General features: G+C 42.9%; 11 protein-coding genes. 7 read left to right on the top strand and 4 right to left on the bottom strand.

The window, feature by feature from the left end:
- Positions 1-80: 80 nt before the first annotated feature.
- The 3 genes from I5J82_RS14840 to I5J82_RS14830 all read right to left on the bottom strand — a co-directional run bounded on the left by I5J82_RS14840 (position 81) and on the right by I5J82_RS14830 (position 3,937).
- Positions 81-1,622 carry an ATP-binding protein gene (locus I5J82_RS14840; RefSeq protein WP_198768494.1) on the bottom strand — a complete coding sequence of 514 codons (1,542 nt, stop codon included), beginning with the start codon at positions 1,620-1,622 and terminating at the stop codon, positions 81-83.
- Between the two features lie 327 nt (positions 1,623-1,949).
- The gene (locus I5J82_RS14835; protein WP_198768493.1) at positions 1,950-2,402 is read right to left on the bottom strand and encodes a hypothetical protein; all 453 of its coding nucleotides are present in this window, start codon (positions 2,400-2,402) and stop codon (positions 1,950-1,952) included.
- 131 nt (positions 2,403-2,533) lie between these two features.
- A complete protein-coding gene (locus I5J82_RS14830) occupies positions 2,534-3,937 on the bottom strand; it encodes a DHA2 family efflux MFS transporter permease subunit (protein ID WP_198768492.1) in 1,404 nt (467 codons plus the stop codon).
- Positions 3,938-4,071: 134 nt separating this feature from the next.
- Here I5J82_RS14830 and I5J82_RS14825 point away from each other — a divergent pair, with 134 nt between their 5' ends.
- The 7 genes from I5J82_RS14825 (at position 4,072) to I5J82_RS14795 (ending at position 12,050) form a co-directional block, all read left to right on the top strand.
- Positions 4,072-4,263, top strand: a complete 192-nt coding sequence (locus I5J82_RS14825; RefSeq protein WP_198768491.1) for a hypothetical protein — start codon at positions 4,072-4,074, stop codon at positions 4,261-4,263.
- 126 nt (positions 4,264-4,389) lie between these two features.
- Entirely contained in the window at positions 4,390-5,682 is a 1,293-nt protein-coding gene (locus I5J82_RS14820; RefSeq protein ID WP_198768490.1) for a hypothetical protein, read from the top strand.
- A 326-nt stretch (positions 5,683-6,008) separates the two neighbouring features.
- Positions 6,009-6,812: a YihY/virulence factor BrkB family protein gene (locus I5J82_RS14815; RefSeq protein ID WP_198768489.1), complete on the top strand. Its 804-nt coding sequence runs from the start codon at positions 6,009-6,011 to the stop codon at positions 6,810-6,812.
- A 113-nt stretch (positions 6,813-6,925) separates the two neighbouring features.
- The gene (locus tag I5J82_RS14810; RefSeq protein WP_198768488.1) at positions 6,926-7,909 is read left to right on the top strand and encodes a LacI family DNA-binding transcriptional regulator; all 984 of its coding nucleotides are present in this window, start codon (positions 6,926-6,928) and stop codon (positions 7,907-7,909) included.
- Positions 7,910-8,074: 165 nt separating this feature from the next.
- The gene (locus I5J82_RS14805) at positions 8,075-9,511 is read left to right on the top strand and encodes a PTS transporter subunit EIIC (RefSeq protein ID WP_198768487.1); all 1,437 of its coding nucleotides are present in this window, start codon (positions 8,075-8,077) and stop codon (positions 9,509-9,511) included.
- Between the two features lie 61 nt (positions 9,512-9,572).
- Complete coding sequence (locus I5J82_RS14800) at positions 9,573-11,063, top strand: glycoside hydrolase family 32 protein (protein ID WP_198768486.1); 1,491 nt, start codon at positions 9,573-9,575, stop codon at positions 11,061-11,063.
- A gap of 15 nt (positions 11,064-11,078) precedes the next feature.
- The gene (locus tag I5J82_RS14795; protein ID WP_198768485.1) at positions 11,079-12,050 is read left to right on the top strand and encodes a carbohydrate kinase family protein; all 972 of its coding nucleotides are present in this window, start codon (positions 11,079-11,081) and stop codon (positions 12,048-12,050) included.
- 244 nt (positions 12,051-12,294) lie between these two features.
- Here I5J82_RS14795 and I5J82_RS14790 read toward each other — a convergent pair whose 3' ends face one another.
- Positions 12,295-13,086, bottom strand: a complete 792-nt coding sequence (locus I5J82_RS14790) for a putative hydro-lyase (RefSeq protein ID WP_198768484.1) — start codon at positions 13,084-13,086, stop codon at positions 12,295-12,297.
- Between the last annotated feature and the right edge of the window lie 18 nt (positions 13,087-13,104).

Below are 13,104 nucleotides of genomic sequence, written 5' to 3'. Positions count from 1 at the left end.
AACAGCCGTTTCGACATCCTAAATCAGCAGGTACAACAATGAAAAGAATCTACAACAAGTAGATTCTTCTCTATCAAGTATTATTTATGTACAGGATCAACAGGTGAGGATGCATGTACAGGCAATGTAATCTGAAATGAGGTGCCTTTGTTCAGTGTGCTGTCTACCAGAATTGTACCTCCATGGTTTTGAATGATTTTAAAGCAGATCATGAGTCCGAGCCCCGTTCCGTTATATTTAGTCGTGTAGAACGGCTCGCCGATTCTTTTTTGTTGCTCATCCGTCATGCCGACTCCGTTATCTTTTACCGTCAGAACGACTTGGCCGTCAAAAGGTGCAGCAAAGAGCGAAATCTCACCCCCGTCGGGCAGAGCTTCCATCGCGTTTTTAATCATGTTGATGATCACTTGTGTTAGCTGATTTCTCTCACCGTAAACAAGCGGCATATTCTCTTCCTTATCAAATGAAATGATCACATTGCGCAAATTCGCTTCAGGCTGCATAAGATCAATGACGTTCTGGATGCTTTCAACGATGTTGAACCAGCTGAAATAGACGGCGTGCGGTTTAGCAAGAACCATCAGTTCACTTACGATAAAATTGATGCGATTGATCTCAGTCAGAATGATGTCTTTAAAGAATGAGTTCTTTTCACGATCTGATTCGTTGATGAGCTGAACAAGGCCGGCGATCGATGTGAGCGGATTGCGAATCTCATGAGCGATTCCCGCGGCTAAGTCGCCAATCAATGAAACCTTTTCAGACTTCAACAGAATCTCTTCTGTTTTCTTTTTCTCGGTTACATCGTATTGGATTGAGATGTGCTGATACGCTACACCTTCTGGATCTAGAAAAGGAACAATCGTCGTATCCACCCAATAGAGAGAGCCGTCTTTTGCTTTGTTGCAAATCTCACCGTTCCAGACACGACCAGCTTTGATCTCTTGTTTAATATGATTTATGAAGCTATCTGTATGAACACCTGAATAGAAAATCTTGCCGTGATCTTGTCCGATCAACTCTTCACGAGTATATTGCGTTAACTCGCAAAAGTGATCGTTCACTTGAATGATGAGGTCGTCTTTGTCTGTGACGGAGAAGATTGTTCCTTCAAAGAGCGCTGTTCGAATGTTATTTAGCTCTAGGATGGAGATATCTAGATCTCGATTTGTATGTTGAAGCGCTTTTTTCGTATTATGCATGAACGTTGTATAGTGTGTAACGATTGAACGGGCTGCTGTATCGATTAAAAGGTTTAAGCGATTGGATGCAGTAATAGCACGATCAGCGTTAGTACTTGATGATTCAAACTCTTCTTCTAGAAGCTGTGAAACGATAACGCGGGATTCAAAGATAAAATGAAGGGCGTGATCGAGAGGGATCTCCATCTCAGACGATCGCTGGCCGAATGCGTTAGCCCATTTTTTTATCTTCTCTTCACCGATTTGAACATTTTCTGATAGTCCTTCACCTAAATAATGAAATAGGATTTCCATCCAGTGGGACACTTTGGTTTTGTAGATTAAAAAATCAGCTTCTAAGTTCTCGATCGGCGTGAGTTTGTCTACAAGTTGTTTGCTGTGTTCTATTATCTTCGTTCCTAGTTTCCTACAACTTTCCATGGGGGTTGCCTCCTCGAAGAATTTCCGAATGCATCTGTTGAAATCTTCGACATTTCGACAAACATCCCTTCTATTGGAAGACAAGGAGTGATAAAACTTTTTTACGTTACGCTATGTATGCCATTGATAGTTGTTGATTTCCGTTTGTGCCCATAGGTGTCTCACCTGTCCCTCTGATTCCCCAGGAGTCTCACACCTTACACTCCAATCCATTTTCAATGATGTCAAAAAGCAACAACCTTTGGTAGAAGAAACTAAGAATTTATGATAAATAGTGGGAGTACATAAAAAAAGACACTCTATCTATATGATCAAGTGCCGTCATCTTTAAATGGCTTCTAAGATACTCTCCATGTAGGTTTGGGTAAACACCTGAAAGCATAGATCGAGCATCTGATTTATCTCTTGAATGATAAATATTACTTCTTTTACACTCGTTTCTTCTAGTTCGGCAAGACGTTCGATCACACTTATGATCTCTTTTCGAATAAAAAGAGAGGATTGCATGGCGATATCCAGTGACTGTCCGTATTCAAGCGCATAGCGAGCAGTTTGAATGGCCCATACTTTTAGTCCATCCTCTCTTGCAGACTCCGAAAGTACGAGTGAGCTGCCTAAGAGCTGCACTAATTTCATAATATAATCGGTTGACGATTGAAGATCAAAGAGTTGTTTATCTTTTATTGGATATTTCTTAAACCGTAGTGTGAGTATGTGCTCAGCCAATGCAGGTGCCTCATCAATCAGTGCTTTGGCTAAGGTGTGCTGGATCTGATTCAAGATGGTAACCTCCTATTTTAAAAGATATGTTAAAAAAAAATGAAGTTTTATCTTTAGTATTACTTAATCAGATAAGCTTGTCACGAACAATCGAGCTAAACCATACCAAATTTACAAAGAGACAGCTGAAATCAGCTGCCTTCTGTTTCTGGTTGTTTTTCTTTTATAAAGAACGAAATCACAAGACCAATCAATGACAACACGGATACGACGATAAAGGCCATGTTCGCGCCATACATATCGGGATGTGAGATTTCAGGACGATTTGTAGCTGTTTCAGCAGTTGTTGTCATCACCGTGACTAAAATGGCTGTACCAACAGAGGCTGCGATCATTTTCATCGTATTGTCCATTGCCGCTCCGTGCGGAATTAATCGTTTCGGAAGGCGATTGAGTCCAGCAGTTGCCACAGGCATCATGACCATCGCAAGGCCAAACATTCGCACGCCATACATCACGGTTAAGAAGGTAAAAGATGTAGCTGGACTTAAAGTGGCGAACGCAAAGGATGATCCGGTAATAATCGTCAACCCGATGATCGCGAGCCAGCGCGCACCAAATTTATCAAACAGTCTGCCTGTGATTGGTGATAAAAGGCCCGTGATCAGCGCACCTGGTAAGAGTGCAAGCCCTGCTTCAAACGCGGTAAAGTCTCTCATGTTCTGCATGAATAGCGGTATGATTGTCTCCGCTCCAATCAGTCCTAAAAACGTAATCATACCGATGATGATCGTAAGCGGGAAGATGGAGTTCGCGAACACTCTGAACTCGAGCATCGGGTGTGACAAACGCAGTTGTCGTGTGATGAATAAGACGAGAGTCACGACCCCGATTGCGAGCCAGAGCAGCGTGCTTGGCGCGGTCCATCCTAAATTACCAGCGCACGTAAATCCGTAAAGCAATCCACCAAAACCGAACGATGACAAAATGATAGAGGTTACATCCACCTTTGTCTTAGATGTTTCCGTAACATTTTTTAATGCAAAAAAGGCCACGATAATATCAATGATCGCGATCGGCAAGATGATAAAAAAGAGCACGCGCCAAGAGTAGTGTGATGTTACCCAGCCTGAAAGAGCAGGACCGATGGCAGGTGCGAATGAGATCACGAGCCCGACCAATCCCATCGCCGATCCGCGTTTGTTTACTGGAAAAATCATCAGAAACACGGTCTGCATAAGAGGCAGCATCACCCCAGCTCCACTCGATTGAATGACCCTGCCGAGAAGAAGCGTCTCAAAGTTAGGTGCCAGTCCTGCAACGAGCGTTCCAACAGCAAACACACTCATCGCGGAAATGAAAAGCTGACGGGTCGTGAACCGTTCGAGCAAAAAGGCGCTGACCGGAATCATAATCCCATTTACGAGCATAAAAACGGTCGTCAGCCATTGAGCGCTGTTTGCCGTTATGTTCATTTCTTTCATGATCGGCGGGATCGCAGTGATCATGAGTGTTTGGTTTAAGATCGCGATAAACGTACCAGCGAGCAGCAAGGCTACGATCGTCGATTGTTTATAATTTTGTGAAGTTTCCATAGTCAGTCATTCCCATCTAACATTTCATGATGTGTACAGCTTACAGGATTTTTGACATAAATGACATTAAGTTGCTTTTAAGAAATAGCAACTCCTCACTCCTAACATAGACTAATCTAAAAGCGGGTGAGTGAATGGAAAAGGAACGGTTAGCACAACTGGATGAAGTCCTTCTGCTCGTTGATATCATTACGCTCCTTTTAGTAGAAGATCGTCCTGTATTAGGAATCGTTTTTATTGGACTTCTAAAGGTAATCGCAAAAGACCGCATGATCAGAATCGCATTTATTTTGTTGATCATCGTACTGAATGTGAACAGTCGATAAAAAACACTCATTTATACCTGGGTAGTAGGGTGGCCATTTTTTGTGAGATGATACAGGATTAAACAATTCATACTATTCAAATGATTTCGTCGTTATTCTACAATAAGGAACAAAAGGAGGGTTTTCGTGAGGAAATCATTTGGTAGAAGTATAGGAATGACGTGCGCTTTGTTGCTTGGAGTCGTTATTTTTGAAAGTGGTGAGACAGCAGAAGCGAAAAATGAGACAAGCTGTTTTGATAACAATGTAGCATTAACAGCAGAAGAACAAAGAATTGAAGATGGCCGGCCGATTCCACAGCAGCTATTAAAGGAAAGTGAATTCACCTCATACGTGGATCATTTTAAAAAAGATCTATGTTCTGCAAGAAGTCCAGAAAAAGCTGAAAAAGTGATTCAGAAGCATGGAACGGCATTATGGAAAACCGCTGTTGACCGTGCTCAAGGAAAAAGACCTGATCTAGGTGAGCTAGATTCATACGATGACCGACCGCTATACTGGGCAAGATTACATATGACGAGCGCTCTCAGACAATGGGATCCTACGTTTAACGTGACGAAAGAACAACGTGCGAAGCTGATGAAATCATTAGAATACACATCAAGAGGCATAACGACAATCGATTATCCGAAGAGCAAGAAAGTGAAGCGGATCCTTGTGAGTGGATTCGATCCGTATCGCCTTGAACAAGAATTCAGACGAACCAATCCATCAGGTGCAAGCGGCTTGCAGCTCGACGGACGATGGGTGTGGACCGGTGATGGACTAGCCTTGATACAAGCTGCAAATTTTCCTGTACGATGGGATGACTTTGAAGAAGGAATCGTTGAAAACACGTTCGGTCCATTTTTGAAACAAGGCTCGAACCAAGTGGACTTAATTATGACCATCAGTCAAGGAGGACCGCGTAAGATGGCGATTGAAGGCTATGCCGGACGATACCATACGGGCGCTGACAATAAGCTTGAAGAAAGAGCAGAAGTTACGCCACCTGTATCTCATTGGCCGATGCCAAAGCCGCTTCCAGAGTTTATCGAGACAACCCTTCCTTATGAAGAGATGATTGCGGCTGAAACGGGACCGTGGCCTGTTTTCAGAAATGATAAAGTATGTGAATGGCTGCCGCCGAACTTTGAGGACCCAGCGGTTTGTAATGAGGAAGGGCCAACACCGGGCCCTAAAGCGAAAGAAGGTGGAGGCGGAAGCTATCTGTCCAACGAAAGCATGTACCGGTCAAATCGCGTCCGTTTAGGTCTTGATGCGACAGACATTCCAGGCGGACATCTGCATATAGCAGCACAAGAATTTTACCCAGAAGACAAATCCGTATATATCACGGAGGAGTTTAAGGAATTTCGCCAAAATACAGTGAACCAAACAGTGAATCTCGTTGAAGCAGCAGCAAGAGCTATAGAATAGATTGGGGTAGAAAATGTCTCTCATGATTGAGAGGCATTTTTTTGTGTTTTGAGGACTCATTGAAACGAGAGAAAGACTCATAGAAAGTTTATAAAGACTCATAAGAAGTATGAGCAGACTCATTGAGTGTACGAGGACTCATCAGGTTGTGATGGACCCATATAACCGATTTTAGAGGTGAAGATCGCTTTAAGCCAACTTACACCTGAAAAATTTTTCAACATACGAAAATTTTTTTCAAAAAAGTGATCTGATTTGACTACTTTTAACGTATATATTATATTACTGTATTTATGGACTGGCTATAACTAAAGAGGTGTTGCAACATGAATATCGTTAAAGTGTTAAACCAACTAGGTGACCGATTTCTCAAATTGAGGGTGTACGATTTATCGGCACAGATGGCCTATTATTTTTTAATGTCGGTCTTTCCATTTTTGCTCGTTATCTATTCATTGCTGACATATTTACCACTGAGAGAAGAAAATATACTTGAGCTAGTCCAGCCGTATGCGCCAGAGAGCACATACAATCTAATTGATAAGACATTGTCGTATACCGTAATGAGACAAGAAGGAAACCTATTGTCGTTCAGTTTGATCGTCACATTGTGGCTTTCATCAATGGGTTTTCAAAGCATGAAGCGTATCATGAACGATGCGTACCAAGTACGAAATGACGAGAACATGCTAAAACAGATTCTAGAAAGTCTGTTGTTGACCGTCGGATTCATGATCGCTGTGCTGTTCTCCGTGTTTGTACCGTTATTTGAAAAAATCCTGCGGGTGTATCTCGAGGGCATCTTTTCGAATCTTGCTTTTCAAAAGTTATGGATCATTATCCAGTGGGGAATAGGAACCGTGTTTCTGCTGTTATTTTTTATCATGCTATATTCCTTTGCACCGAGCATCAAGCTTGGGTTTAAAAAAGTACTTCCGGGTGCGTTCTTTGCGACGATCGGCTGGCAGCTCGTTTCCATGGGCTTTGCCACGTACGTGAGTGGAAGTAACTATTCTGCTCTATACGGGCAAGTAGCAGGTCTTGTCGTATTGATGCTGTGGTTCTACCTTTCAGCGATGATCATTATCCTTGGTGGGTTGCTGAATACCGTGGTGCATCCAAGTAAATAAATAATGAAGGCTGACCTTTTGGAGGGTCAGTCTTTTTTCTTCTCCTTTAAACAACTCTATCCGTATACTATAATGGTAACCATCTAGCAGTTTTAATGAAGTAGGTGAATGACATGAATAAAACGATCAAGGATATAGCGAAGCTCGCTGGCGTTGCGAAAAGTACCGTTTCTCGGTATCTGAACGGTGGTAATGTTAGTGAAACAACGAAAGCAAAAATTCGAAAAGTGATCGAAGAAACCAACTATGAACCGAACTCTTTTGCACAAAGCCTGAAAGCGAAGAAAACAAATTTTATTGGTGTGATCGCTCCTACGTTGGATTCGTATGTAACATCTACTGTCTTGATGGCGATTGATGAAGAACTAAGAAAGCGTGAATATACGACGCTAATCATCAGCACGAGCAAGCATGTAGATCGAGAAATTGAAAGCTTGATCAATCTTTCGCGTCAAAAAGTGGACGGCATCATCCTTATTTCTACGGGTATTACAGATAAGCATTACCAAACTATTCAATCGATTTCTATTCCGGTACTCGTTGTAGCGCAGGAAGTGGATGCTTTTAATTGCATTATAAACGACGATTATCAAGCTGGTTTTGAAATGGGACAATACATCGCAAAAAAAGGCCATCAATCGATTGCCTATTTAGGCGTAACGGAAAGTGATGTTGCAGTTGGACAGAAGCGTAAGCAAGGCGTTTTGGATGGACTCACTCAAGCAGGAATTACAGATGTTCAATCATATGTCTCACAGTTCGATTTACATAACGCTTCTGAAGTCACAAAAGCCGTACTTGAAACTTCAACACCCACAGCTATCATATGTGCCACAGATACGATCGCATTTGGAGCGATGAAGACCATCTCGAAGCTCGGAAAAAAAGTTCCAGACGATTATTCGCTGGCTGGTTTTGGAGGATATAACATTTCCGAAGTCATTCATCCAACACTAACAACGATTCGTTTTAAAAATGAACAGACGGGTATTCAAGCTGCAAAAACGATCATTAACATGACAGAAGGCGAAGAAGTTGAGAAACTGCAGGTTTCCGGATTTCACTTCATAGAAGGAGAAAGTGTGAAGAAAATATAAGCTGATAACGTTTTCAGAAAAGGGTTGCAAAATGTTATCAGCTATTTTATTATAGGTTTGTGGAACCGGTTCCCATTAGTTTCTACACAATAATGGGAACAACGGAATTTTTTTATCACAAACTGGAACCGGTTCCGGACATGTGTTTAGGGGAGGAACAAAATGATGGCTGATTCTACTATAAAATCAAAATACCTGCCTACCGTTAAAGAAATGATCAGATTGATAGGCGGAAAAGAAAATATTCAAGGTGCAGCTCATTGTGCGACAAGACTGCGACTTGTACTTAAAGATAACTCGCTGGCTGATACGAAAGCTATCGGTGAACTTGATCATGTAAAAGGATCGTTTGTAGCTGGTGATCAGCTGCAGATCATCATTGGAGCAGGAACGGTCAATGACGTGTATGCCGTATTTACCGAGGAAGCTGGCATTTCTGGAATGTCACTTGGCGATGTAAAAGAACAATCTGCTCAGAAACAAAATGCGTTCCAAAGAGGAATTAAAGCACTGTCTGATGTGTTCGTCGAAATTATTCCTGGCTTGCTTGCGGCTGCACTCTTAATGGGTGTTACGGGACTGTTAAGCCAAAAAGGAATCTTTGGTTCGAAATCAGTTGTAGAGATGTATCCGGCCATTGAAGGGTTTAACCGTTTCATCTCAATCATGTCTACTGGTATTTTCACGATCTTACCGCTACTCGTTGTTTATTCAGCAACAAAACGGTTCGGTGGAAATCCCGTACTTGGTCTTGTGCTTGGAGCGATCATGCTTCATCCGGACCTTGCCAATGCCTATGCAGTTGGGAACGGGACGGTCAAACCAGAAGTAATCAGCTTATTTGGTTTAAAGGTGTCTCTTGTTGCTTTTCAAGGCGGTATTATCATCGCCCTGATGATGGGATTTGTTATTGCGAAGCTGGATAAATTCTTCAGCCGAAAAGTGCCTGATATGATTAAACTTTTCTTGGCACCGTTCTTAACGATTGTAGTATCAGGATTTCTACTGTTTTCAGCGGTGGGTCCATTAGGCCGCTTGCTGTCAGATGGGATTACAAACGGGCTGATGTGGTCTGTTGATCATCTTGGTATTGTCGGATTCATGTTGTTTGCAGGTGTTCAGCAGATCATCGTAATTACAGGTCTTCATCACGTCATTGGAGCTGTTGAAGCTCAATTGATCGCGGATACAGGCTCGAATTTCATTATGCCATTAATGTCTGTTGCCTTGATGGGGCAGGGTGGAGCTGTCCTCGGTTACACGCTAGCCATGTGGAAAAGTGATAAAGCGAGACAGATTGGTGTTTCGGCATTCGGTTCAACGCTGTTTGGGATTTCAGAGCCAGCTCTGTTCGGAGTAAACGTTAAATACAAGTTTCCTCTGATCATGGGAAGTATCGGTGGTGCTATTGGCGGTGCATACGTCTACTTATCAGGAATTAAAGCTCTTGGTTTTGGCGCTACCGCTATACCTGGATTTGCGATCATCGCTGCAAAAGATAGTGGACATCTTCACTATGTAGCGGCAAACCTTTTAGCACTCGCAGTCGGAGCGATTCTAACGATCATTTATTTAAAAGTAAGAAAACCAAACATGGACTAATCTCAAGGGTGAGAGGGAGAAATTCCTCTCATCGCTATTTTTAAGCAGGAGAGGACTCATTATGGCAAAATATACGGAACCAAAATATAGAACGATCTTGGAAGCAAAAGAAAATGAATTGGAAAGTTTAAAAGGGATGTCGGCTAATTCCCTATGGAAGCCGGCTTATCATATACACCCTCAGTTCGGATTGATTAACGACCCGAACGGTCTTGCGTATTTTAACGGCGAGTTTCATGTGTTTTACCAGTGGTATCCGTTTGATGCTATGCACGGCATGAAGCACTGGGCGTATGTGAAATCAAGCGATCTCGTAAACTGGGAGAGACAGCCCGTCGCACTTGTTCCAGTAGAGGACTACGAATCACATGGTGCGTATTCAGGAGCGTCCCTTGAAGTGAATGGAAAGCTGTACATGTATTACACAGGCAATATCAAGTATAGTGCAGAAGAGAGATCGGCTAACCAGTGCTTGGCGATCATGGAAAAAGACGGCACGATTACGAAATATGCTAACAACCCTGTGATCGAAGGAGTTCCAGAAGGGTATACGGGGCACGTTCGGGATCCGAAGGTCTTTGAAAAAGACGGAAGCTATTACATGTTATTAGGTGCACAACGCGCTGACCTTACAGGTGCAATCATTGTCTATGAATCTGAAAATGCAGTGGATTGGCATTTTAAAGGTGAACTGAAGCTAGCGTTAGATCTGCCAAATTCCGTGTATATGCTAGAGTGCCCTGATTACTTCGAGGTTAGCGGGAAAGATGTACTCATTGTCTCTCCGCAAGGCTTGAATGCTTATGGGCACAACTATCATAATCTATATAATGTAATCTCTGTTATCGGAAAGTTAGATCTTGAGAGACTTACATTCGAGGTAGAAACATATCACGAACTGGATAAAGGTTTTGACTTTTACGCACCACAATCGTTCACAGGAAAAAATAATGAACGTCTTTTATTCGCTTGGGCTGGAATGGGAGAGGTCGAGTACCCAACAGACAAAGAAAAATGGGCGCATTGCCTTTCGATTCCACGCGAGCTCGAGGTTGTAGGTGGAAAGCTTCGTCAAAAACCAGCTGATGCGTTAAAACAGTTAAGGGTACGATCGGAATCCTCTGAGATAGAGATTGTGGCGGGAGCTGTTGAGCTACAGAATTCGTCAGATCAATACGAGTTGGAGCTTGAACTTAGCGATATAGAAGCGAACCAGTTTGGCGTAGAATTGTTTACATCTGAAACGGAAGGTCTAGTCCTAACGTTTGACCGAGAAAAACAAACCGTCTCTGTGAACCGTGAAAAATTTGATGCAGCATTTGGCGGCGATTTCGGATATGTGCGAAGTTCAGAGCTTGCGATTGCTGATTCAGTTAAGATTCACGTGTTTGTTGATCACAGCATAGCAGAAATTTTTATTAATGATGGCGAAGTTGTGTTTACGACAAGAGTGTTTCCTAAAAAAGAATCAAAAGGAATCAAAGTGTTTAGTGATGATAAGTTGAGGGGTAGCTATACGAAGCACGAGCTATCTCAAGGAATCACGGTTTAAGGTAAGGGTGAGATTATGTCAAAACTATTTTCAATCGGTGAAGTATTAATCGATTTTATTCCAGAACAAAAAGGTGTTGCCTTAAAAGATGTAATTTCGTTTGAACGTGCTCCTGGTGGGGCTCCGGCCAATGTTGCTGCTGCAGTTGCGAAATTTGGACATGATGCTTCGATGATTACAAAACTTGGTCACGATGCGTTTGGTGATTTTCTTATCGAACAGCTGACAAAAGCAGGGGTAGAGACGGATAAGATCTCTCGAACAAAAGAAGCGAATACAGGGCTTGCGTTTGTTTCGTTAAAAGATAACGGTGAGCGCGATTTCTCCTTTTACCGAAAACCTTCTGCTGATCTGCTTCTGAGTAAAGAAGAGATCGATGAGAAGTGGTTTAGTGAAGGAGACATCCTTCATTTCTGTTCCGTGGACCTTGTGGAAAGTCCAATGAAAGAGACACATCGGACAGCGGTTCAGTATGTAAAGAAAAACGGCGGAATCGTGAGTTTTGACCCTAACGTGAGATTGCCTTTATGGGAGAGCGCGACAGATTGCCGGAATGCGATTCATGAGTTTTTGCCGCACGCACATATTGTGAAAGTGTCCGATGAGGAGCTGGAATTCATCACAGGAATCCATGATGTTGATGAAGCCATTCAATCAATGTTTGTAGGTGATGTGCAAGCAGTTGTGTATACGAAGGGTGCAGCAGGAGCTGACCTCTACGTCAGAGATACAAAGTGGGAATCATCAGGGTACAAGATTGAAGTTCAGGATACAACGGGTGCAGGTGATGCGTTTATCGGTGGATTTTTGTATAAACTGCTAGAGGCAGAAGCTACACTTGAGAATTTAGTAAACGTACTCCAAGAGCACCATAAAGAAATTTTGCAGTTTGCGAATGCAAGCGGTGCATTAACGGCAAGTGGAAAAGGTGCGATCTCAGCATTGCCGAATCAGGAACAAGTCTTGGAACTAACAGATAAGAGTTGATCAGGATGAAAGGCGGTCTTGAAAGTAGTGATACTTTTGGGACCGCCTTTTTTAGTGTGAAGAGTGGTTGATTTCACGGTACGCGTTTTTATATTTGTTACACGTTCGCACACTTTTTCACTTTTCACGCACAATTATTAACTCGTTGCACACATTTCGACACATGCATAGCACTTTTTACAACTTCTTAAACACAAAAAAAGAACCTACAAAAGTAGATTCTCTTCTCATTTAACAATTTTGCCTACAAAACCCCATACTTTTCATCACGAACATCGGTAATGAACATGTGTCCTGGCGCGTGTGTGATCATGATCTCAGGCTTCACATGCATCGCAACAGCTTGAGGCGTTACCCCACATGCCCAAAACACAGGAACCTCACCATCATGAATCTGAACAGGGTCACCAAAATCGGGCTGATACAGATCCTGAATCCCGATGGCTTCGGGATTTCCGATATGAACAGGTGCACCATGAACAGAAGGGAAGCGGCTCGTCACTTGCACAGCTCGAACCACATCTTTTTCAGGAACGGGACGCATACTCACCACCATGGGACCTTCAAATCGTCCAGCTTTCACACAATCCATGTTTGTTTTAAACATCGGAACATTGCATTCACGCTCGATGTGACGAACAGGGATGCCGTTATTCATCAAGGCGTGCTCAAACGTAAAGCTGCACCCGAGAAGGAAGCCGACCATATCTTCGTTCCAAAGCTTTTTGATATCCGTACACTCTTCAACGAGTTCGCCGTGACGATAGACGTTATACTTCGGAATGTCCACTCTTAAGTCAGCGTTCGGCGCAACTAACGCGGGAACGGCGGAACCAGGCTCCGTAACATCAAGCACCGGACAAGGCTTTGGGTTTCGCTGACAGAACAACAGAAACTCAAATGCCAGATCTTTCGGCAACACGACAAGATTTCCTTGTGTATAACCATTTGCGAGTCCGCTTGTTGGCTTTCTCCACTCACCGCGCCGTATCAAATCACGGGCTTCAGCGGGGCTAATACGATCCAGTGCGTTCAAAACAAGCTCCCCTTTTTA

The sequence above is a fragment of the Fictibacillus halophilus genome (assembly GCF_016401385.1).
Lineage (GTDB): Bacteria > Bacillota > Bacilli > Bacillales > Fictibacillaceae > Fictibacillus > Fictibacillus halophilus.
The sequence above is the reverse complement of the archived record's forward strand: the minus strand, read 5'-3'. Positions and strand labels throughout refer to the sequence as shown.